The organism is Streptomyces cinereoruber, assembly GCF_009299385.1.
Taxonomy (GTDB): Bacteria; Actinomycetota; Actinomycetes; order Streptomycetales; family Streptomycetaceae; genus Streptomyces; species Streptomyces bikiniensis.
On the sequence record NZ_CP023693.1, the window covers coordinates 6,147,964 to 6,172,222 of the forward strand.

Sequence of the window (24,259 nt, forward strand, 5' to 3'; positions counted from 1 at the left end):
TCAGGACAGCCCGGCCCCCGCTCAAGACAGCCCGACCCCCCGCTCAGGACTTCGGCACCCGGTCCGAGACGATCAGGACGACCCCGCCGAGCACCGCGATCACGATGTTGGCGAACAGCTCCCGCCCCTCCAGGAACCCCACGTTCTCCGTCAGGAGACGGGTCAGACTCATGAACCCGAACCAGCCGTCCGTCAGCTCCCGCACCACCCCGCACACACCGGCCAGGGCGATCACGAACCCGACGGTCTCCAGGAATCTCTTCATGTCCCGATCATGACCGGGGCGGGGGAGCGGCCGCGTCCGACCCCGGTCCACGCCCGCCGCTACCGAAGTATCGATCTCCGCGACTTCGGTAGCGACCCGGCCGCTCCCGCCCCTCCCCGGCGCCCCCGGCTGCGTACATTGCGAACATGACCCGCACGGACCGGCAGCGCTGGCTGTTCCCCTCCCACCTGGTCGAACCGGGCGGGAGCGGGGCGGCACGGCCCCGCCGCACCGTCCGCGACTGGATCGTGGACACCTCGCTCTTCCTGCTCGCGGCCCTCGTCGGCCTCGTCGCCGCCGACACCAGCGCGCAGTACACCAGCGAGACCGTCACCCTCCTCGACCAGCTCGCCGGCGGCCTCGCCTGCTGCGCGCTCTGGCTGCGCCGCCGGTGGCCGGCCGGGCTCGCGATCGGCCTCTCCCTGGTGAACCTGGTGGCCCCGGTCGCCGCCGGCGCCGTCCTCGCGAGCCTGTTCAGCGTCGCCGTGCGCCGCCCCTTCCGCGAGGTCGCCTGGATCGGGGCGCTGGCCGTGGCCACCTCGACCGCCCAGGCCTTCCTCCGGCCCGACCCCACCACCGGCCTCACGCTCTCGCTCGTCCTCGGCTTCGTCCTCATCCTGCTCGTCACCGCCTGGGGCATGCTCGTCCGCTCCCGGCGCCAGCTCGTCGAGGCCCTCAGGGAGCGCGCCCGCCGCGCCGAGGCCGAGGCCGAACTGCGCGCCGCCCAGGCCCAGCGGCTCGCCCGCGAGGCCATCGCCCGCGAGATGCACGACGTCCTCGCCCACCGCCTCACCCTGCTCAGCGTGCACGCCGGGGCCCTGGAGTTCCGGCCCGACGCCCCGCCCGAGCAGATCGCCCGCGCCGCCGGCGTCATCCGCGACAGCGCCCACGAGGCCCTCCAGGACCTCCGCGAGATCATCGGCGTCCTGCGCGCGCCCGACGAGGACGGCGAGGGGCACCGGCCCCAGCCCACCCTCGCCACCCTCCCCGCGCTGGTCGAGGAGTCCCGCGAGGCCGGCGCCGAGGTCGTCCTCGACACCACCGTCGACGACCCGGCCGCCGTCCCCGCCGCCACCGGCCGCACCGTCTACCGCATCGCGCAGGAGGGCCTCACCAACGCCCGCAAGCACGCCCCCGGCGCCCCCGTCACCGTCACCGTCCGCGGCCGCCCCGGCGAAGGCCTCACCGTCGAGGTCCGCAACCCGGCCCCCGCCGGGCCCGCCCCGCACGTCCCCGGCTCCGGCCAGGGCCTCATCGGGCTCACCGAACGCGCCGCCCTCGCCGGCGGCCGCCTCGCGCACGGACCGGCCCCCGACGGCGGCTTCGCCCTGTGCGCCTGGCTACCGTGGCCCCCATGACCATCCGGCTGATCATCGTCGACGACGACCCCCTGGTCCGCGCGGGCCTCACCCTCATGCTCGGCGGAGCCGACGACCTCGACATCGTCGGCGAGGGCTCCGACGGCCGGGACGTCCCCGAACTCGTCGCCCGGCACGCCCCCGACGTCGTCCTCATGGACATCCGCATGCCCCACGTCGACGGCCTCACCGCCACCGAACTCCTGCGCGCCCGGCCCGGCGCCCCCGAGGTCGTCGTCCTCACCACCTTCCACGCCGACGAGCAGGTCCTGCGCGCCCTGCGGGCCGGCGCCGCCGGCTTCGTCCTCAAGGACACCCCGCCCGCCGAGATCGTCGCCGCCGTCCGCCGGGTCGCCGCCGGCGACCCCGTCCTGTCCCCGGCCGTCACCCGCCAGCTCATGACCCACGTCGCGGGCCGGCCGGAGCAGCCCCGGCGCACCACGGCGGCCGACCGCCTCGCCGCACTCGCCGACCGCGAGCGGGAGGTGGCCGTCGCCGTCGGCCACGGCCGCTCCAACGCGGAGATCGCCGCCGGGCTGTACATGAGCGTGCCGACCGTCAAGACGTACGTCTCCCGGATCCTGGCCAAGCTCGGCCTCAACAACCGCGTCCAGATCGCCCTCCTCGTCCACGACGCGGGCCTCTTGGACGAGGAGCAGGGCGGCGCATAGGGCGCCCCTCGGAGGAGCACGCCCCCGGCGGCTCAGCCGGAGGCCGCCTCCACCCGTACCGGCCGCCCCTCCCGCCGCGAGCGCTCGCACGCCTCCGCGACCCGCAGCGCCGCCAGGGCCTCGCGCCCGTCGCACGGATTGGGGGCCGTGCCGCGCACGAGCCGTACGAAGGCGTCCAGCTCCGCCTCGTACGCCGGGGCGAACCGCTCCAGGAAGCCGGGCCACGGCTTCTCCGGCGCGGGCGGCCCCTGCGGCTCCACGGAGGTGAGCGGGGCGCGGTCGTCCAGGCCCACCCCGATCTGGCCCCGCTCGCCCGCCAGTTCCATCCGCACGTCGTACCCGGCGCCGTTGCACCGGGTCGCGGTCGCCGTCACCAGCGTGCCGTCGTCCAGGGTGAGGAGCGCGGCGGCCGAGGACACGTCCCCCGCCTCCCGGAACACCGCCGGACCCGCGTCCGAGCCCGTCGCGTACACCTCGACGACCTCGCGCCCGGTCACCCAGCGCACCGCGTCGAAGTCGTGCACCAGGCAGTCGCGGAAGAGGCCGCCGGAGAGCGGCAGGTACGCGGCGGGCGGCGGCTCCGGGTCCGAGGTCACCGCCCGTACGGTGTGCAGCCGGCCGAGCCGCCCCGACCGCACCGCCTCGCGGGCCGCCCGGTACCCGGCGTCGAAGCGGCGCATGAACCCCAGCTGGAGCTCCGTGCCCGCCGCCGCCACCGCGTCGAGCGCGGCGAGCGTCCCCGGCACGTCCAGCGCGATCGGCTTCTCGCAGAAGGCCGGCAGGCCCGCCCCGGCGGCCCGGGCGATCAGCTCCGCGTGCGCCGCCGTCGCCGAGGCGATCACCACCGCGTCCGGGGCGCTCCCGAGCAGCGCGTCCGCGTCCGGAACCGCCTCCGCCCCCAGCGCCTCCGCGACCCCGGCCGCCCGCGCGGGGTCCGCGTCCGCGACGACCAGGGACCCGACCTCCGGGTGGCGGGCCAGCACCCCCGCGTGGAAGCTCCCGATCCGTCCCGTACCGATGAGTCCGATGCGCATGGCCCCACCGTGGGGGCGGGCCCACCCCCTGTCAAGGCAGGTCAGGGCAGCAGGACACCACACCTTCCCGCCGCCCTTCCGCCGTCGGCTTCCCGTCCCCCGCACCCGGGACTACGCTCCCCCTTCGCGCCCCCGCGGCGGGCGACCCGACGGCCCCGGCGCCGGGCCCCGCGGCGAGCCGCCCGACCCGCATGACCGATACTGCAATGCACGCCTGCAACGCACGCAAAGGACACAAAGGAGGGCACGGCCTCGTGACCAGGCTTCGGACAGGAGGGGTACGCGCCGCCGTCGGCGCCGTGCTCGCACTCGCGCTGACCACGGCACTCGCCGGGTGCAGCAGCACCGGTGGCAAGCGGGCGGAGGACGCCCGCAAGGCCGCGCAGGCCCAGGGCAGGGCCGCCGTCGACACCCCCCGCTGGACCTTCGCGATGGTGACCCACTCGGGTGACGGCGACACCTTCTGGGACATCGTCCAGAAGGGCGCCCAGCAGGCCGCCGTCAAGGACAACATCAACTTCCTCTACGCCCACAGCGACGAGGCGCAGCAGCAGGCGCAGCTGGTCGACTCGTACATCGCCAAGGGCGTCGACGGCCTGATCGTGACCCTCGCCAAGCCCGACGCCATGAAGGCCGCCGTCGAGAAGGCCGTCAGGGCCGGCATCCCGGTGATCACCGTGAACTCCGGCGCCGAGCAGTCCAAGGCCTACGGCGCCCTCACCCACATCGGCCAGGACGAGACCGTCGCCGGCGAGGCCGTCGGCGAGGAGCTCGACAAGCGGGGGAAGAAGAAGGCGCTCTGCGTCCTGCACGAGCAGGGCAACGTCGGCCACGAGCAGCGCTGCGCCGGAGCGAAGAAGACCTTCGGCGGCGAACTCGTCAACCTGTACGTCGACGGCACCAACATGCCCGACGTGAAGGCCTCCATCGAGGCCAAGCTCCAGGCCGACAAGGACGTCGACGCCGTCGTCACCCTCGGCGCCCCCTTCGCCGACACCGCCGTCCAGGCCGCGAAGAGCGCCGGCAGCAAGGCCGAGATCGACACCTTCGACCTCAACGCCAAGGTCGCCACCGCCCTCAAGGCCGGCACCCTCGGCTTCGCCGTCGACCAGCAGCCCTACCTCCAGGGCTACGAGGCCGTCGACCTGCTCTGGCTGTACCGCTACAACGCCGACGTCCTCGGCGGCGGCAAGCCGGTCCTCACCGGCCCCCAGATCATCACCAAGGAGAACGCCGCCGACCTCGTCGCCTACGCGGATCGGGGCACCCGATGAGCTCCACCGCCCCGCCGTCCGGCATCGACCACGTCGACGAACGCCTGCTGCGCACGACCCCGCTGAAGAAGCTGCTCGCCCGCCCCGAGCTGGGCTCGGTCGTCGGCGCCGCCGCCGTCTTCGTCTTCTTCGCGGTCTTCGCCGACAGCTTCCTGCGCGCCTCCAGCCTCGGCACCGTCCTCTACGCGGCCTCCACCATCGGCATCATGGCCGTCCCCGTCGCCCTGCTGATGATCGGCGGCGAGTTCGACCTCTCCGCCGGCGTCATGGTCACCAGCTCCGCGCTGGTCTCCTCGATGTTCAGCTACCAGATGACGGCGAACGTCTGGGTCGGCGTCGGCGTCTCGCTGCTCGTCACCCTGGCGATCGGCGTCTTCAACGGCGTCATGCTGACCCGCACCAAGCTGCCCAGCTTCATCATCACGCTCGGCACCTTCCTCATGCTGACCGGCCTGAACCTCGGCCTCACCAAGCTGATCAGCGGCACCGTCTCCACCAAGACCATCGCCGACATGGAGGGCTTCCCCGCCGCCCGCAAGCTCTTCGCCTCGCAGCTCACCCTCGGCGGGGTCGAGCTCAAGGTCACCATCCTGTGGTGGTTCGGCCTGGTCGCCCTCGCCACCTGGATCCTGCTCCGCACCCGCTTCGGCAACTGGATCTTCGCCGTCGGCGGCGGCGCCGACGCGGCCCGCGCGGTCGGCGTCCCCGTCCACCGCACCAAGATCGGCCTCTACGCGGGCGTGGCCTTCTGCGCCTGGATCTCCGGCCAGCACCTGCTCTTCTCCTTCGACGTCGTCCAGTCGGGCGAGGGCGTCGGCAACGAGCTGATCTACATCATCGCGGCCGTCATCGGCGGCTGCCTGATCACCGGCGGGTACGGCTCGGCCATCGGCTCGGCGGTCGGCGCCCTGATCTTCGGCATGACCAGCAAGGGCATCGTGTACGCCGAGTGGAACCCGGACTGGTTCAAGTTCTTCCTGGGCGCGATGCTGCTGCTCGCCACGCTCCTGAACGCCTGGATCCGCAAGCGCGTGGAGGCCACCAAGTGACGACCGCGACCGCGCCCCTCGTCGAGCTGGACGACGTCAGCAAGTACTACGGCAACATCCGCGCCCTCGAAGGGGTCTCCCTGGAGGTCCGCGCGGGCGAGATCACCTGCGTCCTCGGCGACAACGGCGCCGGCAAGTCCACCCTCATCAAGATCGTCGCCGGGCTGCACCGGCACGACGCCGGGACCTTCCGCATCGAGGGCGAGGAGGTCACCCTGGCCAACCCGCGCGACGCCCTCGACCGGGGCATCGCCACCGTCTACCAGGACCTCGCCGTCGTCCCGCTCATGCCGGTCTGGCGGAACTTCTTCCTCGGCTCCGAGCCGACCAAGGGCAGGGGGCCGTTCAAGCGGCTCGACGCCGCACTCATGCGGACCACCACCCGCGAGGCCCTGCTCCGCATGGGCATCGACCTGCGCGACGTCGACCAGCCCATCGGCACCCTCTCCGGCGGCGAGCGCCAGTGCGTCGCGATCGCCCGCGCCGTCCACTTCGGCGCCAAGGTCCTCGTCCTCGACGAGCCGACCGCCGCCCTCGGCGTCAAGCAGTCCGGGGTCGTCCTGAAGTACGTGGCCGCCGCCCGCGACCAGGGCCTCGGCGTGGTCCTCATCACCCACAACCCCCACCACGCCCACCTCGTCGGCGACCGCTTCGTCCTCCTCAAGCGGGGCGTCATGGCCGGCAGCCACACCAAGGGCTCCGTCACCCTGGACGAGTTGACCCGGCAGATGGCCGGCGGCAGCGAGCTGGAGGACCTGCGCCACGAGCTGGAGCGCCCCTCCGCCACGTGACGCGGCCCTCCCCGTCGTCACGGTCCCCGGACACCCCGCCTGGCAGAATCGGAGCCGATGAGTACCTACCGTGACCTCGCCCACCGCGGCTCCGCCCGCGGCACCGTGCTGCGGACCGTGGGGACCCGGGAACGGCGCTCCCACCTGACGGCCCCCCGGGTGCCGACCGTCGGCATCGACATCGGCGGCACGAAGGTGATGGCCGGAGTGGTCGACGCCGACGGCAACATCCTGGAGAAGATCCGCACGGAGACCCCGGACAAGTCCAAGAGCCCCAAGGTGGTCGAGGACACCATCGTGGAACTGGTCCTGGACCTCTCCGACCGGCACGACGTGCACGCCGTCGGCATCGGCGCGGCCGGCTGGGTCGACGCCGACCGCGCCCGGGTCCTCTTCGCCCCCCACCTGGCCTGGCGCAACGAGCCCCTGCGCGACGCCCTCCAGGGCCGCCTCGCCGTCCCCGTCATGGTCGACAACGACGCCAACACCGCCGCCTGGGCCGAGTGGCGCTTCGGCGCCGGACGCGGCGAGGACCACCTCGTCATGATCACCCTCGGCACCGGCATCGGCGGCGCCATCCTGGAGGACGGCCAGGTCAAGCGGGGCAAGTACGGCGTCGCCGGCGAGTTCGGCCACATGCAGGTCGTCCCCGGCGGCCACCGCTGCCCCTGCGGCAACCGCGGCTGCTGGGAGCAGTACAGCTCGGGCAACGCGCTCGTCCGCGAGGCCCGCGAGCTGGCCGCCGCCGACTCCCCGGTCGCGTACAACATCATCGAGCGGGTCAAGGGGAACGTCCCCGACATCACCGGCCCGCTCATCACCGAGCTGGCCCGCGAGGGCGACGCCATGTGCGTCGAACTGTTCCAGGACATCGGCCAGTGGCTCGGCGTCGGCATCGCCAACCTCGCCGCCGCCCTCGACCCCTCCTGCTTCGTCATCGGCGGAGGCGTCTCCGCCGCCGACGACCTCCTCATCGGCCCCGCCCGCGACTCCTTCCGCCGCCACCTCACCGGCCGCGGCTACCGCCCCGAGGCCCGGCTCGTCCGCGCCCAGCTCGGCCCCGAGGCCGGCATGGTCGGCGCCGCCGACCTGGCCCGGCTCGTCGCCCGCCGCTTCCGCCGCGCCAACCGGCGCCGCGTCGAGCGGTACGAGCGGTACGAGCGCTACGCCCAGGCCCTGCGCAGCGGCACCTCCGTCCGGGCCGCCCGCACCCCCGAGGACCCGCCCGCATGATCCCGACCGCCCCGCCCCGACCGCCCCGCCCGCCCCGGGAGAGGATGCCCGAGGACCGCCGGCACATGATCCGCCGCCGCTGGCTGACGGCCGTCATCATCGTGCTCCTCGTCGGCATCCCCGCCGGCTACCTCGTCATCTCCGCCGGGCAGAGCCGCGACAGCGGCCGCGACAAGGAGCGCGAGTCCTCGGTGGTCGGCCTCCAGGACAACTGGCCCTCCCTGATGAAGCGCCGGGTCTTCGAGGTCCCGATCCCCTCCGGCGCCTGGGAGGTCGCGTACTACGAGACCAGCAACTGGAGGACGAGCCGGCTGTACGTCCGGTTCTCGACGACCGCCGCCGGCCTCGACACCTTCCTCGCCGAGTCCGGCGCCGCCCGCTCCCAGCTCACCCCGGGCCGGATCACCATCGGCGAACGCGACCGCTCCATCGCCGCCTGGACCTTCCAGGGCGGCCCGACCTGGTCGGGCACCACCGTCACCCGCGAGGAGCCCCGCCCGACCACGGACATCACGGTCGACCTCACGGAACCGGCCTTCCCCCGGGTGTACGTGGTCTCCACGACGAGCCCCTGAGCCGGGAGAACGCTCCCTCCACGCCCCCGGAAGCCCCCTGGCCGGAGCGAAGCGCCCGTGGTAGACCGGACCGTCCGCCGCAGTCGCCCCCGGGAGGTCCCCATGCGCCGCCTCGCCGTCTTCCTCGCCTCCTCCGACGGGCACGACCCGGCGTACGCCGCACTCGCCGCCGCCGTCGGCACCGACCTGGCCCGGCGAGGGATCGGCCTCGTCTACGGCGGCGGCCGCACGGGCCTGATGGGCGTCCTGGCGGACGCGGCCCTGAAGGCGGGCGGCGAGGTCGTCGGCGTCATCCCGCGCAGCATGATCGAACGGGAGTGGGCGCACGAGGGGGTGACGGAGCTGGTCGTCTGCGACACGATGCACGAGCGCAAGGCGATCATGGCCGACCGCGCGGACGCCTTCGCCGCCCTGCCCGGCGGCCTCGGGACCCTGGAGGAGATCTTCGAGGTGTGGTCGTGGCGCCAGCTCGGCTTCCACGCCAAGCCCGTCGGCCTCCTCGACGCCGGAGGCTTCTGGACCCCGCTGCTCGCCGCCCTGCGCTCCATCTCCGCCACGGGGTTCCTCGCCGCCCCCACCCTGGACGACCTCGCCGTCGCCTCCGACCTGCCCGGCCTCCTGGAGGCACTGGAGGAACGACTGCACGACGCCCACCGGCCCGCACACGGCGCTTAGGGGCTGTCCGGGCGTCTTCCGGTGCGGCCGGTTCCGGGCCGGGTACAGGGGAGGGACAGCCACCCGTGGCCCCAGGAAGGGCGCCCCCATGCTCATCGATCTGACAGGACGGACCGCTCTGGTCACCGGCTCCACCCAGGGGATCGGCGCCGCGATCGCCACGGGCCTGGCCCGCGCGGGGGCCCGCGTGGGCGTCAACGGGCGCACCGGGGAGCGGGTGGAGCGGGCCGTCGCGGAGATCCGCGCCGAGGTCACGGGCGCGGACCTGGTCCCCGTGGTCGCCGACGTCGCGAGCGAGGAGGGCGCGCGCCGCGCCGCGGAGGCGCTGCCCCGGGTGGACGTCCTGGTGAACAACCTCGGCATCTTCGGGGAGGCCGACCCGCTGGAGATCGGCGACGACGAGTGGCGGCGCTACTTCGAGGTGAACGTCCTCGCGGCGGTGCGGCTGATCCGCCGGTACCTGCCCGGCATGACCGAGCGCGGCTGGGGGCGGGTGCAGAACATCGCGAGCGACTCGGCCGTGGCGATCCCCGCCGAGATGATCCACTACGGCATGTCCAAGACCGCCCTCCTGGCGGTCACGCGCGGCTTCGCCAAGCAGGCGGCGGGCAGCGGCGTCACCGTCAACTCGGTCGTCGCGGGCCCCACGCACACGGGCGGCGTCGAGGACTTCGTGTACGAGCTGGTGGACCGCTCCCTGCCCTGGGACGAGGCCCAGCGCGCGTTCATGCGCGAGTACCGGCCGCAGTCGCTGCTGCAGCGGCTCATCGAGCCGGAGGAGATCGCCGCCATGGTGGTCTACCTCGCCTCCGACCACGCCTCCGCCACCACCGGGGGCGCCCTCAGGGTCGACGGCGGGTACGTCGACTCCATCCTGCCGTAGCGGCGGACCGGGTGAACGGGACCCCCGAGCCCCGTTCACCCGGTCCTACTGCTGGGCGATGTCGGCCTGCCGCATCGAGGCGACGGCGTCGGCGACGCTGCCGTGGTAGAGGCCGAGCTCGGGGCCGGAGACGGAGGCGCCGGCGCCGAGGGGGAAGGAGCGGGTGTCGGCGTTGGGCATGTGGGACGGGCTGACGAGGACGTTCATCTCGTCGATGCCCTTGGCACCGGCCTTCCCGCCGGGGTTGAGGTCGAGCACCGCGTACGCCTTCGTGCCCGCGAGCAGGGCGTGGTTCGGGCCGCCGATCCCGCTGGGGACCAGCGGGCGGAGGCTGTTGCTCCGGTCGGCGGAGGAGGAGTCACCGAGGGCGACGGCCGGCAGGAGGTCCAGGCCGCAGGCGCTCGCGCCCTTGTTGGCGACCTCGATGATCCGCCGCGTCCCCTCCTGACGCACGTTCAGGGAGAGTTGCGTCATCGCGCAGGGGTGCTTGTAGGCGTACGCCTCGGTGTTGTTCGCCGACCCGCCGCCGTTCGGCTTCTGCGACGCCTCCGGCGCCTGCGAGGACTCGGGAGCCTTCGGCGCCTCCGAGGGGCTCCCGTCCGACGGCGCTCCGGTGGCGGCGGGACCGGTGGCGGCGGGACCGGAGGCGGTCGTGTCCGGCCCGGTCGTGGGCGTGGCGGCGGCCTGGTCGTCGCCGTTGCAGGCGGTCAGGCTCAGGACCAGGGCGGCGGTGGTGACGGCGAGAAGAGCGCGGTGCCGGTGACGGACACGCATGGTGGACCCCCGTGAAACGGGTGAGGCGACAACTGCATTGCACGGTCAGTCCACCATCGGACGCGAGGTCGACACCAGGAAGTCCCACCGGCGGAAGTAGGCTCCTGATCACTTCTGCCGGACCGTGCGCCGATGCCGCCGCCATCTTGTCCACCCCATCTCGCCCGGGAGACCCGCACCATGAGCACCGCCGACACCGCCCGCGGAGAGTTCGCCTCGCTGCTGAGCGTCCTGCGGAGGCGTGCCGGGCTCAGCCGGGAAGAGCTCGCGCACCGGGCCGGGGTGAGCGTGCGGGCGCTGGCCGACATGGAGCGCGGACGGACCCGGGGCCCGCAGCGCCGTACGGTGGCCGCCCTGGTGGCGGCGCTCGCGCCCGCCGGGGCCGAGGCGGAGGCGCTGGAGCGGGCCGCCGCCGCGGGCCGGCCCCGACCGAAGCAGGCCCCCCTGGCGCAGGCCGGGCTGCGACTGCCGCGCGACGTAAGGGACTTCACCGCCCGGCAGGCGGACCTCGACCGGCTGCGGGCGCTGGCCGAGGACACCGACGCCGGGGTCCCGCCGGTGGTCCTGGTCACGGGCCAGCCGGGGCTGGGCAAGACGGCCTTCGCGGTACGGGCGGCGCACGCCCTCGCGGACCGCTACCCGGACGGGCGGTTCGCCGTGGACCTGCGCGGCACGCGGGCGGACCCGGCCGAGCCGCGCGAGGTCTTGGGGACGCTGCTGCGCGCGTGCGGGGTCGCCGAGGCCGCCGTTCCGCAGGACACCGGGGGCCGGGCCGACCTGTTCAGGACCGTGGTCGAGGACCGGCGGGTGCTCCTCCTCCTCGACGACGCCGCCGACGAGGAACAGATCCGGCCCCTGCTGCCCGCCACGGGGAGCGCGCTGACCCTGGTCACCAGCCGCAACGCCCTCACCGGCCTCGAAGGCGCCCACCGCCTCGCGCTCGGGCTGCTGCGCCGCGAGGAGTCCGTCGCCCTGCTCGGCCGGATCATCGGCCCGGACCGGGTGGCGGCGGAGGCGCAGGCGGCACGCGATCTGACCGACCTGTGCGGGCAGTTGCCGCTGGCGGTGCGGATCGCCGCCCAGCGACTGGCGGCCCGCCCGCAGGAACGGCTCGCCAAGCTCGCCGCCCTCCTCGCCGACGAGGAGCGCCGGCTCGACGTCCTGCGGGCCGGGGACCTCCAGGTGCGGGCCGCCTTCGCCCTCTCGTACGGGCAGTTGGACCCGCAGGCACGGCGGGTGCTGCGGCGCTCCACGCTGGCCGCGGGCCCCGACTTCTCCCCCCGGACCGCCGCGCTGCTGGCGGGAACGACGCTGCGGCAGGCCGAACGGTGCGCGGAGGAGCTGGCCGACCGGGGGCTGCTGCTGCCGGACCCGGCCGCCGAGCGCTACCGCTTCCACGACCTGCTGCGCCTGTTCGCCGCCGAGCTGCTGGCCGAGGACGACCCCGCCGAACTCGCCCGGGCCCAGGGGGAGACCGCCCGCTGGACGCTGGCCCGGGCCGGCGCCGCCGCGCTCCACTTCGACCCCGAGCGCCCGCCCGTCGGCGACCCCGACGCGGCCACCGCGCCCCACGGGCCCGAAGAGGCGCGCGCCTGGCTGGAGGCGGAGCGGGCGCAGTGGCTGGACGCCCTGCACCGGACCCTCGCGGACGGGCACCACCGGGAGGTCCTGGACGCGGCGGAGGCCATGCACTGGTTCTCGGACCGCGTCCAGCACTGGGAGCAGTGGGCGGAGGTGTTCCGCTGCTCGGTGGCCGCCGCCCGGGCCCTGGGCAGTCGGCGCGACGAGGCCGTGCACCTCAACTACCTGGCCTGGGCGTACAACCTGTGCGTCCACGACCCCCACGCGGGCCTGGCGACGGCCCGCGAGGCGCTGGCCGCGGCGCGCGAGACGGGCGACCTCCTCCAGGCCGGCTGGGCCCACGGCTACGGCGCGGGGGCGCTGCACCGCCTCGGCCGGGCCGAGGAGGCGGTGGCGGGTCTTGAGGCCTCCGCGGCCTGCCACCGGGAGAACCCGGCGCCGCAGGCCCGGCTGGCGGAGCTGTCGACGCTCAACGCGCTGGGCGCGCAGCTGCGTTCCATGGGGCGGGCCGAGGAGGCCCTGGCCGTCCACCGGCGCGGCGAGGAGCTGTGCCGGGCCGGGATCCCGGGCCAGTCGGCGGACTTCCTGGCGCTGTTCCGGGCCGGCACGCTCCACCAACTCGGCCAGGACCTGGGCGAGCTGGCCCGCTGGGCGGAGGCCGAGCCGCTGCTGCGCCGCGCCCTGGAAAGCTTCGAGGCGGCCGGCATGACCGCGTGGAGCGAGCCGGCCCGCCTCGACCTGGGCATCGCGCTGCGCCGCCTCGGCCGCGGGGCGGAGGCCCGTACGACACTGGAGGCCGCCCGCCGCGGCCTCGCCGAACAGAACCACCCCCGACGGGCGGAAGCCGACCGGGAACTGACGGAATCCACCGCTTCCGGCGCCTGACTCCGCGAACGCCCGCGCCGCACCGCGTCCGGTCGTGGCCGCATCCGACCGCACCGTGTCCGCCCGTGCCCGCGTCCGGATGATCAAGAAGTGCCGCGAAGGCCTTAAGCTACTCGTCGGTAATCGGGGGGAGCGTCGCCATCGCACGCCCTCCCGGGGGAACTCGGGACGCGGGACACGCCGGACGGACCATCCGGTGGCGCCGCGTCCTCCGGCACAGGACGTACATGAACCACCGTTCAGGATTGAGATCCGTTTCCTTCCTCCTCCTGCTCAGCCTCTTCGTGACGCTCGGCATGGGCAAGGAGAGTGCGGTCGCCGCACAGAGCATCCGCGTCGCCGCCGCGGAGAAGGAGCTCGCCCGCGCCGAGGCGCGGCTCGACACCGACCGGCTCGCCTCCATCGTCAAGAGCGCGGTCGCCGTTTCCGGCTGCGGCAAGCTGTCGCTCCTGGAGAAGCCCGCCTGCTACCGCGACTTCGCGGGGAAGGCCGTCAAGGTCGGCGCGGGCATCGGCATGTTCGCCTACGGCATCCACCACCTCCACAAGGACACCGTCGACCACTTCGGCACGGTGAAGAAGGAGGCCGCCGGCTTCAAGGAGCTGAAGGAGGCCTTCGAGCAGGACCCGACCACCATCGCGGACCCCGAGTACCGCAAGGAGGTCGAGAACCGGATCCGCGCGGTCGCCGCCGGCGCGCAGACCGACATCGACAAGCTGATCCAGGACGTCCTGGAGACGATCGAGACCATCCTGGTCATGATCCAGCTCACGATGATGCTGATCCAGCTCGTCCTGATGCTGGCGAGCATCGTGGGCGACCCGAAGTTCCAGAAGGCGGTCGACGGCATCAAGGGCGGCCTCGACGGCATCAACAAGGCGCTCGACGACATCAACGCCGGCTTCGCGCAGATGAACCGCGGCCTGAACACGATGAACGACGCCGTCGACGACATCAACCGCTCGCTCGGCTCCATGAACAAGTCCATCGCCAAGGCCAACCAGGGCATGGACCAGCTCAACCGGGGCATCGGCGACGCCAACAAGGCCGTGGACGACATGAACAAGGTCGTCCCCGCGATCAAGAAGGCCGCCGAAGGCCTCCGCGAGGTGCCCGCCTTCGACTTCGACTTCTCCGACCTCGGCAAGACCTGGAGCGACGGCTCCTCCGGCCTGGACGAGGAGGAGCAGCAGCGCCGCATGTCCCTCCTGCTCGGTCTGCTGCCGGGCATCGGCGACGGCAAGGGCGTCATCGAGGCCGTCACCGGCAAGGACCTGATGACCGGCGAGCACCTCGACGCCTTCGACCGGGGCCTCGGCTCCCTCGCCGTACTGCGCTGGCTCAAGCTCGGCGGCAAGCTCGTCCCGGACGACATCAGGAACGTGCGCAAGGGCGACGTGGTCTTCACGTGCAACAGCTTCCCGGCCGGCACGCCGGTGCTGATGGCGGACGGCTCGCACAGGCCGATCGAGGACGTACGCGCCGGTGACCTCGTCCTGGCCACCGACCCGGGCGGCGACGTCGAGCTGACGGTGCCGCGACCGGTCCAGTCGGTGCCGTTCACCTCCTCGTCCACGGACAAGGCGTTCGTCCGCCTGACCGTGACCACCGGCGAGGGCGACTCCCGCGGCTCGGGCACCGTCACCTCCACCGCCGACCACCGCTACTGGCTGCCCGAGCGCGGAGACTGGGTCCCGGCGGGCGAACTGGAGCCCGGGGACCGCCTGCGGACCCCGGAGGGCGGGTCCGCGACGGTCGCCGCCACCGACCGCGGCGACGAGCGGCAGGACACGTACGACCTCGACGTCAGCGGAATCGACAGCTACTACGTCCGGGTCGGCACCGAGGACGTCCTGGTCCACAACTGCACCGACCTGGCCCGCGCCGAACGGATGTTCCCGGGCGTCGCCCACACCCTGGACGAGCACGTCAACGTGACCCTCCAGCAGATGCGCGCCCTGGCGGTCAGGAAGACCGAGAAGATCGGGAAGCCCACGCCCAACAGCCGTTGGTCGAGCGCGGACCTCGCCCAGAAGGCGGTCAACCAGGTCGTCGACGAGAACAAGGCCCGCATCGAGAAGTGGGTGAGGGAATCCGGCAAGCCCGGAAAGCCCCAGCAGCTCACGCTGACCGGCTCGTACGGGACCGGGTCGCTCGGTGACAGCATGGACCACCTGGGCAACCACAGCGCCACGACGAGCAACAAGTTCAAGGTGACGCTGGCCATCAAGAAGGGCCACAAGCCCGGCGGCTTCTACGTCCTGACCGCCTACCCGCTGTAAGAAGGAGCAGTTCCGTGCACGACCCCGAAGCCCGGCACGAGTGGGTGGACTTCGACTTCGGCGCCACCGCGCTGGGCTCCTCCTTCCATCGCGACTGGAGCGACTACGCCGACGACGCGCTGGACCACATCGCCCGGCGGTACGGCTCGGAGGGCGATCCGGCCCCCCTCCTGCTGCTCGTCGAAGACCTCCTGCGGCTGAGGGACTCCGGCCTCGGCGGCGAGGAGATCGCGCTGCTGTGGGAGGCCACGGACATGTCACTCGGCGCGCCGGGAACCCCGGGCAAGGAGCGCGAGTGGCTCCAGGAGGTGGTGTCCTTCGTCGTTCCGGTCGCCCGGTCGCGCGGCGCCTCGGCCTCCTCCTGCTCGGCCTTCCCGGCGTGCGTGCCCGACGGCACCTCGCCGGCGGCGATCGAGCACCGGAGGCTGACGGCGGACGTGGTGGAGCTGGTCGGGACGCTCGACCAGCAGCGGCCCTGGAGCCACGTGCCGTTGGCGGCGATGCGGGGCGCGCTGGTGCGCTGCGCGGAGGAGGTCTGCGCGGAACTGGCGTTCCGCTTCCTGCTGCACGCCGCGAACGGGTACTGGTCGCGGCTGGCGCCGGAGACGTACGACCGGCTGGAGCGCCTCGGCACGGCGTTCGGGTACGGCCCGCACGTGGTCGACGCGATCCGTCACCTCGTCGACTGAGACGCGGAGGAACACGCCCCCGCCTCCGGGGCGGCCGACCCGGCCGCCCCGGAGCGGTTCGAGGGGCCGGACGCCGCCACGGGTCGTCTCAGTCCTCCAGGGCCCGGGCGATGTCGGTCCTGGCGGCGACGTGCAGTTTGGCGAGGATGTGCTCGACGTGGGTGTCGACGGTCCGCTTCGAGATGACCAGCCGACCGGCGATCTCGCGGTTGGACAGGCCTCGCGCGGCCAGGGAGGCCACCTCGCGTTCACGCGGCGTGAGACGGGTCGCCCCCGCGTCGTCCTCGCGGGCGCCGTGCGCGGCCGGTGGCCGGGGCGGTTCGTCGGTGTCGGCGCGCACGGCCTGGAGGACCTCGTCGCCCGACATGCGCGCACCGTAGCGGTACCAGCGCTCGAAGGCCGCGGCACCGAGTTCGGCGCGGACGGTGGTGGTCACCGTGTCCTGGTGCTCCAGCAGCGAGGGCAGCATGCCGATGGGATCGCTGCCCAGTTTGCGCGCGCTCTGCGCGTAGCCGAGCAGCCATGCGGCCCGGAGGTGGCGCTTCCTCGCGTGGGCGTGCCAGGCCAGACCGAGGCAGCACAGGGCGGCGACGAGCACGTCGCCGATGTCGCTGATCGCTTCCAGGGCTTCGCGGAGAACGGGGGCGCTGTCGTCGGCGCGCCCCTCGAGCCAGAGGATGATGCCTTGGACGGCCAGCGTGGTTCCGTAGAGCTGGCGCTCGCCGGTGTCCCCCAGGCGGTCGAGGTTGTCCTGGCACCACGCCAGGGCGCCGGCGGAGTCGCCGAGGGCGGCTTTCAGCAGTGCGCCTTCGGACCGGGTCACGGACAGGCCCAGGAGGTCGTCGGTCTCGACGAGGCGCCGGTACCCCCGCTCCCACTCCGCGAGACCCTCTTCGACCTCGCCGCGCAGCACCCGCATGGCCCCCAGGTTCGGTGCGGCGAGCAGCCGGACCCGTTGCTCGCCGCAGCGCCCGGCGACTTCCCACGCCTGGGTGAAGTACGGGGGCGCGTGCGTCAGGTCGCCGCTCCACACGGCGAGCACCCCGGCCATGAGCAGCCCCCAGGCGCGGGGCGCGCAGTCGTCGGGAGTGGCCCGCAGGCCCTGCTCGATCCAGTACCGCCCTTCGGACTGTGTTCCGGTCGCCCGCCAGTAGGGGGCGAGCTGCGCCGCGAGCGACAGGCCCTGCGGGGCTCGTCCGGGAGTGTCGATGGCGTACTGCAGGGCTGTGCGGATGTCGGCGAGCTCTCTGCGGAACGACCGGTGCAGTTCGATCTGCTCATCGGTGAGCAGCCGGTCCCACAGGCGCTCTCCCAGCTGCCGGTAGAGGAGGAAGTGGCGTTCGTGGGCCTCTCCGCCGCCCCCGTGTTCGGCCAGCCGTTCGGCTCCGTAGGCGCGCAGGGTGTCCAGCATGCGGTATCCGGCGGTGTCCGCGCCTTCCCGGTGGACGATCGATTTGTCGACGAGACCGCTCAGAACGCCGAGGACGTCTTCGGCGGGCAGGGAGGGATCCGCGCACGCGCGCTCGGCGGAAGCCAGGGTGAACGGGCCGGTGAAGACCGACAGCCTCGCCCACAGCAGCCGTTCCTCGTCGGTGCACAGCTCGTACGACCAGTCGATCGCCCTGCGCAGGGTGTGGTGCCGTTCGGGTTCGGTGTGCCGCACGCCCGTCAGGACGCTGAACCGCTCCCCGAGCCGGGCCGTGAGGTGGTCCAGGGGGACGGCCCTGAGCCTGACCGCGGCCAGCTCCAGGGCCAGCGGGAGCCCCTCCAGCGTTTCGACCAGGGCCGAGACCTCCTTCCGGTTGTCGTCGGTCACCGTGAAGTCCGGGGCGGAGGCGAGGGCCCGCTGCTCGAAGAGCGCCATGGCGTCGGCGGGGGGAAGCGGACCGATCGTGACGCAGAGCTCCCCGGGTGTGTCGAGGGGCTGCCGGCTGGTGGTCAGCACGCACACGTCCGCCGCCTCCCGCATCAGCACGTCGCACAGCGTGGCGCAGGCATCGACGAGATGTTCGCAGGTGTCCAGCACGATCAGCAGTTCACGGTCCCGCAGATGTCCCACGAGGGCGTCCAGCGGCGTCAGGCCGGGTTGCTCGGGCAGGCCGAGGGCGGCGGCGAGCGTGGCGGGGAGGAGCTCCGCATCGCGCAGCGCCGACAGTTCCGCGAGCCAGACCCCGTCGGGGAACCGCTGCCGGAGGGAGCCCGCCGCGCGCAGGGCGATACGGCTCTTGCCCACGCCGCCCGGCCCCGTCAGCGTCACCAGAGACGTCCGGTCGAACGCGTCGACGACGGCGGCGACCTCTTCCGCCCTGCCGACGAAACTGGTCCGCTCCGCGGGCAGCTTCCCGCCACGACGCTGACCGAATGCGAACCCCATGTGCGGCTACCCCGTCGTGCGTGCCCGTTGTGTGTTCGTTGCGTGCCGTGGCGACTCACCGTAGGACATGAGAAGGCGGCGCGCCGCCCGGACGACGCCGCTGTACCCCGAGGTGGCACGGGTACGGGCGGGTCGTGCCCGGCATCGACGGGACACGGCGGAAGGCGGCGGAGGGCTCAGCCGAGGATCTCCGTGATGCCCTTCCGGTAGGAGGTGATGGCGAAGTCGGGGAAGCGCTTCATGAACTTGGAGGCGTCGAAGACGTTGTCACCGCGGTAGCGCGGCAGCAGTTCCTTGACCTCTCCGAGTGGTTTGACGAAGCGGCCGCCGAGGGTGAAGACGGCCAGGGGCAGCACGGTGTGGCGGATCCGGCGGCCGGTGACCTCTTCGGCCACCTGGATGAGCTGGGCGTAGGTGAGGCGGTGGGGGTCGACGGGCAGGTGCCAGGTCTGGCCGTAGGCGTCGGGGGTGTTGCCGATCAGGGCCATGGCCCGGCCGGCGTCCGGCGTCCAGATCAGGGAGCGGACGGTCTTCGCGCTGACGGGGACGAAGGGCTTCTTGCCGGCCTTGATGCGGTCGAAGACGAGCGAGTTGGTCAGGCTCTTGGTCTTTCCCGGGCCGTAGAACTCCGGTGCCCGGCAGATGACGGCCCCGACCTTCCCCGCCCGCATCGCCTCCAGCAGCGTCGTCGCGATCTCGGCGCGCACCCGGCCCTTGCGGCCGTTCGGCGCGAAGGCGGTCGCCTCGGTCTGCGGGGTGGTGGTGCCGGGGTACATGTAGGTGTTGTCGAAGAAGACGAGTTTGGTGCCGTGCTCGGCGCAGGCGTCGATGACGTTGCGCATCATGACGGGGAACTGCCGTTCCCACAGCTCGGAGTCCATGGGCAGGCCCACGGTGAGGTAGGCGACCTCGCTGCCCGCGACGGCCCGGTCCGTGGCCTCGGGGTCGGTCAGGTCGGCCTTGACGAGCTGGTCGGTGTCGTGGATCTTCGCCGGATGGCGGCTGACCAGCCGGATGTCGTGGGTGAAGCCGCGGTACAGCTCGCGGGTGAGCTCTTCGCCGATCGGGCCGTTGGCGCCCAGAACCGTGTGCATGGCAGGGGTCGCTCCTTCGTGTCTACTTGATGCCCGGCAGGCGCTTGAGGACCTTCAGGCCCGCGGTGACGAGGCGGGCGTAGCGGGCGGGGTCGATGCCGTCGGGTGCGCCGACCGGGATCACGCGCTCGACGGCGATGGTCTGGGACTCGGTGTACTTCAGGATGCCGTGCTCGCCGTGGCGTCGGCCCAGGCCGGAGGCCTTCATGCCGCCCATGGGTGCGTCGACCGAGCCCCACGCCGCGGCGTAGGCGTCGTTGACGTTGACGGTTCCGGCCTGCAGGCGTGCCGCGACCCGCCGCCCGCGGCGCTCGTCGCCGGTCCACACGCTGAAGTTCAGGCCGTACTCGCTGTCGTTGGCCCTGGCGACGGCCTCGTCCTCGTCCGCCACGCGGTACAGGGAGACGACGGGCCCGAAGGTCTCGTGCGCGTACACCTCCATCGTGTCGTCGACGTCGGTGAGGATCGTCGGCTCGTAGAAGAACGGGCCGAGGTCCGGGCGGTGCCTGCCCCCGGTCAGGACGGTGGCTCCCTTGGACCTCGCGTCCTCGACGTGGCGGATCACGGTGTCCAGCTGCTTCTGGGAGACCAGTGATCCCATGTCCCCCGAGTAGTCGATGGCCGGCGACAGCTTCATCGCCCCGGTCGCCGCGACGAACTTGCGGACGAACTCGTCCCAGAGCGTGCCCGGGACGTAGACGCGCTCCATCGAGATGCACAGCTGGCCGGTGTTGGAGAAGCAGGCGCGGACCGTTCCGGAGACCGCCCGGTCGACGTCCGCGTCGTCGAGGACGATCAGGGCGTTCTTGCCGCCGAGCTCCATCGAGCAGTCGATCAGGTTCTGGCCGGACTGCGCGGCCACCGTGCGCCCGACCGCGGTGGACCCGGTGAACATGAGGAAGTCGCAGTTCTCGATGATGGGCAGGCCGAGTTCGGCGCCGGACCCCGTGACGACCTGGACCAGGCCGGGCTGCATCCCGGCCTCCTCCAGCAGTTCGACGGCCCACAGCGCGGAGAACGGGGTCTGCGCGTCGGGCTTGGCCAGGACCGCGTTCCCGGCGACGAGCGCCGGCAGCGCGTCGCTGATGCCCAGGGTCAGGGGGTAGTTCCACGGCGAGATGACCCCGACGAGGCCCTTGGGGTGGTGCACCTCCCAGGTCCTCGTCAGCCCCGGCTGGACGCCCTGCCGCTTCTTCGGGCGCAGGTACGCGTGCGCGGTGTTCGCGTAGTAGCGCGCGTTGAGGGTGACGTCCATGATCTCCTCGAACGCGTGCCGGCGCGCCTTGCCGTTCTCCAGCTGGATCAGGTCCAGGACCTCGTCCTGACGGGCCAGGACGAGGTCGTGGAAGCGGCGCAGCACGGCGGCGCGCTCCCGTACCGGGCGGGCCGCCCACGCCTTCTGCACGGCGCGGGCGCGGACGGCCGCCGCCGCGACGTCCTCGGGGGTGCCGTGGGGGACGGTCCCGAGCACCTCGCCGGTCATGGCGTTGGTGACGTCCTGGGCGGACGCGGGATCCGCGACCCGCACGCGGCGGGCCAGGGCCTCCAGACGGCGGGAGTCGACGTGGGGCGCGATGGGCCGGACGGAGGGGGTCGTGGTCATGGGCTCGCCCTTTCGTGGGTCGGGGGCCGGCGGGGGGCCGAGCTGTCCAGGTGCTCCTTCAGGCGCGCCATGGTGCGCCTGTTCTCCCGCCGCGTCAGGGCCGTCACGAGCGGTGCGACCGGACGCAGCCGCCCGGCGACGGCGATGCGGCCCGTGCGGGTGACCGTGCACCCGACGGCCGCCGGTTCGACGCGGTAGACGATGTCGATGGTCAGCGCGTCGTCGTCGGTCGCCTGCCGGAAGGCGACGAGACGGTTCGGGGACGCGTCGGTGACGATCCCGCGGACTTTTCCCAAGGGGGTGTGGTCGACGTACGTGTCGCCGATCGACGCCGATGAGGTCCGCCCCGGGGCCGTGCCCCGGTAGCTCGCGGACCGGGGCAGCCAGTCGCCGTACCCCCGCAGGTCGCACAGGCAGGCGTAGGCCTGTTCCGGCGACGCCGTGGTGGCGATGGTGATCGTGCTCCGGCGTGTCATGTGCTCCCCTCGTCCGCGGGTGGGGCGGCGCGCGTCGCCCCGCTTCGCCGAGCGACGGTGCGGGCGGTCAGCCGACGGAGACGACCGTGGGCATGTGCAGGGCGAGCTGCCCGGAGGTCATGACGTCCAGGCGCAGGTTGCGCACCGGGCGAAGGGAGCGGATGTCGTCCGACAGGCGTCCCTCGCCGAGCGTGAGCTCGACGTCGCGGGGGAACATCCGCGTGCCGGAGGACAGGGCGTTGGTCTGGCTGTACGTCGTGTGCCAGCCGCCGCCGAAGTAGGTGTAGGAGTTCATGGACGACACCGCGCTCTCGGTGCGGTGCTTCGTCTGGCGGGGTGTCGGCGTCTTCAGTTCGAGGTCGGTCCCACCGGCGTCGTCGGCGATCCGGCCGAAGGTCGTGCGGTCGTCGATCGTGACGTCGATCCCGGTCACCCACTTCGGGAAGCCGTATCCGTCGTGGCCGCGCACCTGGGCGATGTCGGTGTTCACCGGCAGCGAGAGCACGTACGCGTCGAGGTGGTCGTTCTTCAGCGCCGCCGCGAGGTCGACGGCGCCGAACGGGCCGTGCCGGGCGGGCTTGACGGCGATGCCGACGGCTGCCTCGGTGTAGAAGTCGATGTCGCACACGTCGTAGCGGAAGACGATGACGGACACCAGACCGTACCCGGGGGCGATCTGCAGCGGTTCGAGCTCGCGCGGGAGCCGCCGCCGGATGGCGCGCACGGGGGCGATCATCGTCAGCCGGGCGTTCGACATCGCGTAGTAGAAGTTCGGCGTGAACGTCGGCCCGATCCTGGACCGCACCTCCACCTTCGGCTGGTCCCTGAAGAACTCGACCCCGGCCACCCGGGGGTCCTTCGCCACCTCGTCGAGGTCGGCCTGCATCCGGTAGCGGTCGAACAGACCACCCGCCGGAACGCGCACCGTGCGCTCTCCCAGGGTGACCTCGACCGTGTCCTGGGGTCCTGCGGCCTGCGTGTCGCCCATGACTGCCGCTCCCATCCTCGTTCTCGGCTTCGGTGACCACGCGGCGGCTTCGTGTGCGCGTCGTTTCCTTCGCGTCCGCTGCCGTCCGGATCGGGCCTTTGCGTCCCGTCGTAGACCATCATTGCCACAGTGGTCGGCGCCTGCACCACGAGACGCCGGATTTCATTCCGCAGAGCCGTGCCGAAGGAAATACGTATACCTAATTCCCGAATACTGGTCGGGCGGCTCCGTGCGGATATTTTTCAAGCATTACGACGCCTCGGGGGTTCCCGGTCCGACGGGACCGTCAACCTGTTCGCCACCCCGCAACCGAGGCCCCTCCAGCACCTGTACGTATACGTACGCGAGCCGGAGGGCGAGCCCCGCGTGGGTCCTATGCCGCGCGGGGAGGTTTTCCGAGGCAACTGCTCTTCGGAATAACTCGATGCGTCGAGTTGCGCATGGCGGACGGCGCGCGAAAAGATGAGGAATCGGGATCTCTCGCCCCGGGAATCGGTGACGGCATCCGGATTCCGACTGAAGAGCCACCACACGCACGTACTCGTGACAACGGAGTCGATCATGACTGAACTTCCTCCTCCGATCACGCCCTATCTCGAACCGGCGGCGAAGGAGTTGTGTGAGGCGACCGATCCCCACCCGCGGATCTATGAGGTTCCGCCGGAGAAGGGCCGGGACATCCTGCTGGGTCTGCAGAGCGACGCGAGTGTGCCGCGTCCGGAGGTGGACGAGGAGTGGGTGGAGGTGGACGCGGGCGAGTGGGGCACGGTCCGCACCCGCATCATCCGGCCCAAGGGGGTTTCCGGGCCGCTGCCGGTGGTCTTCTACATCCACGGCGCCGGCTGGGTCTTCGGCGACGACAAGACCCACGACCGGCTCTTTCGCGAACTGGCCGTCGGAGCGGGCGCCGCGGGCGTCTTCCCGGTCTACGACCGGGCGCCGGAGGCGAAGTACCCCACCCAGGTCGAGCAGAACTACGCCGTGGGCCAGTGGGTCCTCGAGCACGGCGCCGAGCACGGCCTGGACACCTCACGGATCGCGGTGACCGGCGAGTCGGTCGGCGGCTGCATGTCGGCCGTCTTCGCCCTGATGAACAAGGAACGCGGCGGAATCGACCTCAAGGCCCAGTGCCTGCTCTACCCGGTCGCGAACGCCGACTTCGACACCCCCTCCTACCTGCAGTTCGCCGAGGGCTACTACCTCACCCGCGACGGCATGAAGTGGTTCTGGGACGCCTACACCACCGACCCCGCCCAGCGCGCCGAACACCACGCCTCCCCCCTCCGGGCCACCCTGGACCAGCTCAAAGACCTGCCCACCACCCTGGTCATCACCGACGAGGCCGACGTCCTGCGCGACGAGGGCGAGCAGTACGCCAACAAGCTCCGCGAAGCCGGCGTCGACGTCACCTCCGTCCGCGTGGCCGGCATGGTCCACGACTTCCTCCTCCTCGACAGCCTCCGCGACACCCGCGCCGCCAACGTCGCCCGCAAACTCGCCGTCGACTTCCTCGCCACCGCACTCCACGACAACTGAACCCGCACTCCCCACACGGGCCCGGACCACCGTCCGGGCCCGCCGCCCGTCTGCGACGCGGGACAGGGAGGCGCATCCGCCGGGCAGAACCCGCCCTCCTCCGAACGGCTCGCCGGACGCATCGGCGCCGACGTCGGAGCGGATGCGGCAACCCGAGGCCCGTCGGGGG

At 72.7% G+C, this 24,259-nt stretch carries 21 protein-coding genes; 13 read left to right on the top strand and 8 right to left on the bottom strand.

The window, feature by feature from the left end; all coding sequences use genetic code 11:
• Positions 1-43: 43 nt before the first annotated feature.
• Positions 44-265 (bottom strand): hypothetical protein, encoded by a 222-nt coding sequence (locus tag CP977_RS27710; protein ID WP_062751531.1) that lies wholly within the window; start codon positions 263-265, stop codon positions 44-46.
• A gap of 146 nt (positions 266-411) precedes the next feature.
• Between CP977_RS27710 and CP977_RS27715 the strand changes: the two genes are divergently transcribed.
• Together CP977_RS27715 and CP977_RS27720 are read left to right on the top strand one after the other, a co-directional pair.
• Positions 412-1,623 carry a sensor histidine kinase gene (locus CP977_RS27715; protein WP_152371001.1) on the top strand — a complete coding sequence of 404 codons (1,212 nt, stop codon included), beginning with the start codon at positions 412-414 and terminating at the stop codon, positions 1,621-1,623.
• Entirely contained in the window at positions 1,620-2,294 is a 675-nt protein-coding gene (locus CP977_RS27720; protein WP_062751529.1) for a response regulator transcription factor, read from the top strand. Before CP977_RS27715 ends, CP977_RS27720 begins: the two co-directional genes overlap by 4 nt.
• Before the next feature lie 32 nt (positions 2,295-2,326).
• Here the strand turns inward: CP977_RS27720 and CP977_RS27725 are convergent, their stop codons facing one another.
• Complete coding sequence (locus CP977_RS27725) at positions 2,327-3,328, bottom strand: Gfo/Idh/MocA family protein (RefSeq protein WP_062751528.1); 1,002 nt, start codon at positions 3,326-3,328, stop codon at positions 2,327-2,329.
• 254 nt (positions 3,329-3,582) lie between these two features.
• On the opposite strand from CP977_RS27725, the gene CP977_RS27730 reads away from it, so the two are divergent.
• The 7 genes from CP977_RS27730 to CP977_RS27760 all read left to right on the top strand — a co-directional run bounded on the left by CP977_RS27730 (position 3,583) and on the right by CP977_RS27760 (position 9,808).
• Positions 3,583-4,602, top strand: a complete 1,020-nt coding sequence (locus CP977_RS27730) for a sugar ABC transporter substrate-binding protein (protein WP_079130959.1) — start codon at positions 3,583-3,585, stop codon at positions 4,600-4,602.
• A complete protein-coding gene (locus CP977_RS27735; protein ID WP_062751526.1) occupies positions 4,599-5,651 on the top strand; it encodes an ABC transporter permease in 1,053 nt (350 codons plus the stop codon). Before CP977_RS27730 ends, CP977_RS27735 begins: the two co-directional genes overlap by 4 nt.
• Positions 5,648-6,442: an ATP-binding cassette domain-containing protein gene (locus CP977_RS27740; RefSeq protein WP_062751525.1), complete on the top strand. Its 795-nt coding sequence runs from the start codon at positions 5,648-5,650 to the stop codon at positions 6,440-6,442. Before CP977_RS27735 ends, CP977_RS27740 begins: the two co-directional genes overlap by 4 nt.
• A 57-nt stretch (positions 6,443-6,499) precedes the next feature.
• On the top strand, positions 6,500-7,675 hold the full coding sequence (locus CP977_RS27745) for an ROK family glucokinase (protein ID WP_062751524.1): 1,176 nt from the start codon (positions 6,500-6,502) through the stop codon (positions 7,673-7,675).
• The gene (locus tag CP977_RS27750) at positions 7,672-8,250 is read left to right on the top strand and encodes a hypothetical protein (RefSeq protein WP_152371003.1); all 579 of its coding nucleotides are present in this window, start codon (positions 7,672-7,674) and stop codon (positions 8,248-8,250) included. Before CP977_RS27745 ends, CP977_RS27750 begins: the two co-directional genes overlap by 4 nt.
• Before the next feature lie 102 nt (positions 8,251-8,352).
• The gene (locus tag CP977_RS27755; protein ID WP_062751522.1) at positions 8,353-8,925 is read left to right on the top strand and encodes an LOG family protein; all 573 of its coding nucleotides are present in this window, start codon (positions 8,353-8,355) and stop codon (positions 8,923-8,925) included.
• 88 nt (positions 8,926-9,013) lie between these two features.
• A complete protein-coding gene (locus tag CP977_RS27760) occupies positions 9,014-9,808 on the top strand; it encodes an SDR family NAD(P)-dependent oxidoreductase (RefSeq protein WP_062751521.1) in 795 nt (264 codons plus the stop codon).
• 45 nt (positions 9,809-9,853) lie between these two features.
• Here CP977_RS27760 and CP977_RS27765 read toward each other — a convergent pair whose 3' ends face one another.
• Entirely contained in the window at positions 9,854-10,582 is a 729-nt protein-coding gene (locus CP977_RS27765) for a hypothetical protein (protein WP_152371004.1), read from the bottom strand.
• A 180-nt stretch (positions 10,583-10,762) separates the two neighbouring features.
• Here CP977_RS27765 and CP977_RS27770 point away from each other — a divergent pair, with 180 nt between their 5' ends.
• From CP977_RS27770 to CP977_RS27780, 3 genes are all read left to right on the top strand, one after another.
• Entirely contained in the window at positions 10,763-13,048 is a 2,286-nt protein-coding gene (locus tag CP977_RS27770; RefSeq protein WP_079130958.1) for an ATP-binding protein, read from the top strand.
• Positions 13,049-13,293: 245 nt separating this feature from the next.
• The gene (locus CP977_RS27775; protein ID WP_229991787.1) at positions 13,294-15,330 is read left to right on the top strand and encodes a pre-toxin TG domain-containing protein; all 2,037 of its coding nucleotides are present in this window, start codon (positions 13,294-13,296) and stop codon (positions 15,328-15,330) included.
• Between the two features lie 14 nt (positions 15,331-15,344).
• A complete protein-coding gene (locus CP977_RS27780) occupies positions 15,345-16,019 on the top strand; it encodes a hypothetical protein (RefSeq protein WP_062751519.1) in 675 nt (224 codons plus the stop codon).
• Between the two features lie 88 nt (positions 16,020-16,107).
• Here the strand turns inward: CP977_RS27780 and CP977_RS27785 are convergent, their stop codons facing one another.
• The 5 genes from CP977_RS27785 to CP977_RS27805 form a co-directional block, all read right to left on the bottom strand.
• Positions 16,108-18,393 carry an ATP-binding protein gene (locus tag CP977_RS27785; RefSeq protein ID WP_152371005.1) on the bottom strand — a complete coding sequence of 762 codons (2,286 nt, stop codon included), beginning with the start codon at positions 18,391-18,393 and terminating at the stop codon, positions 16,108-16,110.
• A 176-nt stretch (positions 18,394-18,569) separates the two neighbouring features.
• On the bottom strand, positions 18,570-19,487 hold the full coding sequence (locus CP977_RS27790) for an NAD-dependent epimerase/dehydratase family protein (protein ID WP_152371006.1): 918 nt from the start codon (positions 19,485-19,487) through the stop codon (positions 18,570-18,572).
• Positions 19,488-19,509: 22 nt separating this feature from the next.
• On the bottom strand, positions 19,510-21,090 hold the full coding sequence (locus CP977_RS27795) for a succinic semialdehyde dehydrogenase (RefSeq protein WP_062751516.1): 1,581 nt from the start codon (positions 21,088-21,090) through the stop codon (positions 19,510-19,512).
• Entirely contained in the window at positions 21,087-21,566 is a 480-nt protein-coding gene (locus CP977_RS27800; protein ID WP_062751515.1) for an SRPBCC family protein, read from the bottom strand. Before CP977_RS27800 ends, CP977_RS27795 begins: the two co-directional genes overlap by 4 nt.
• Positions 21,567-21,633: 67 nt before the next feature.
• Positions 21,634-22,554, bottom strand: a complete 921-nt coding sequence (locus tag CP977_RS27805) for an acetoacetate decarboxylase family protein (RefSeq protein ID WP_152371007.1) — start codon at positions 22,552-22,554, stop codon at positions 21,634-21,636.
• 561 nt (positions 22,555-23,115) lie between these two features.
• On the opposite strand from CP977_RS27805, the gene CP977_RS27810 reads away from it, so the two are divergent.
• Positions 23,116-24,090, top strand: coding sequence for an alpha/beta hydrolase (locus CP977_RS27810; RefSeq protein WP_152371008.1), 975 nt, complete (start codon positions 23,116-23,118; stop codon positions 24,088-24,090).
• The last annotated feature ends 169 nt before the right edge of the window (positions 24,091-24,259 follow it).

Bases quoted from the DNA above. Each gene is read 5' to 3' on its own strand.
- CP977_RS27805 (WP_152371007.1), bottom strand. From the start codon at position 22,554: ATGGGCGACACGCAGGCCGCAGGACCCCAGGACACGGTCGAGGTCACC.
- CP977_RS27725 (WP_062751528.1), bottom strand. From the start codon at position 3,328: ATGCGCATCGGACTCATCGGTACGGGACGGATCGGGAGCTTCCACGCG.
- CP977_RS27720 (WP_062751529.1), top strand. From the start codon at position 1,620: ATGACCATCCGGCTGATCATCGTCGACGACGACCCCCTGGTCCGCGCG.
- CP977_RS27765 (WP_152371004.1), bottom strand. From the start codon at position 10,582: ATGCGTGTCCGTCACCGGCACCGCGCTCTTCTCGCCGTCACCACCGCC.
- CP977_RS27735 (WP_062751526.1), top strand. From the start codon at position 4,599: ATGAGCTCCACCGCCCCGCCGTCCGGCATCGACCACGTCGACGAACGC.
- CP977_RS27790 (WP_152371006.1), bottom strand. From the start codon at position 19,487: ATGCACACGGTTCTGGGCGCCAACGGCCCGATCGGCGAAGAGCTCACC.
- CP977_RS27760 (WP_062751521.1), top strand. From the start codon at position 9,014: ATGCTCATCGATCTGACAGGACGGACCGCTCTGGTCACCGGCTCCACC.
- CP977_RS27715 (WP_152371001.1), top strand. From the start codon at position 412: ATGACCCGCACGGACCGGCAGCGCTGGCTGTTCCCCTCCCACCTGGTC.
- CP977_RS27770 (WP_079130958.1), top strand. From the start codon at position 10,763: ATGAGCACCGCCGACACCGCCCGCGGAGAGTTCGCCTCGCTGCTGAGC.
- CP977_RS27710 (WP_062751531.1), bottom strand. From the start codon at position 265: ATGAAGAGATTCCTGGAGACCGTCGGGTTCGTGATCGCCCTGGCCGGT.
- CP977_RS27810 (WP_152371008.1), top strand. From the start codon at position 23,116: ATGACTGAACTTCCTCCTCCGATCACGCCCTATCTCGAACCGGCGGCG.
- CP977_RS27795 (WP_062751516.1), bottom strand. From the start codon at position 21,090: ATGACCACGACCCCCTCCGTCCGGCCCATCGCGCCCCACGTCGACTCC.
- CP977_RS27750 (WP_152371003.1), top strand. From the start codon at position 7,672: ATGATCCCGACCGCCCCGCCCCGACCGCCCCGCCCGCCCCGGGAGAGG.
- CP977_RS27800 (WP_062751515.1), bottom strand. From the start codon at position 21,566: ATGACACGCCGGAGCACGATCACCATCGCCACCACGGCGTCGCCGGAA.
- CP977_RS27785 (WP_152371005.1), bottom strand. From the start codon at position 18,393: ATGGGGTTCGCATTCGGTCAGCGTCGTGGCGGGAAGCTGCCCGCGGAG.
- CP977_RS27755 (WP_062751522.1), top strand. From the start codon at position 8,353: ATGCGCCGCCTCGCCGTCTTCCTCGCCTCCTCCGACGGGCACGACCCG.
- CP977_RS27745 (WP_062751524.1), top strand. From the start codon at position 6,500: ATGAGTACCTACCGTGACCTCGCCCACCGCGGCTCCGCCCGCGGCACC.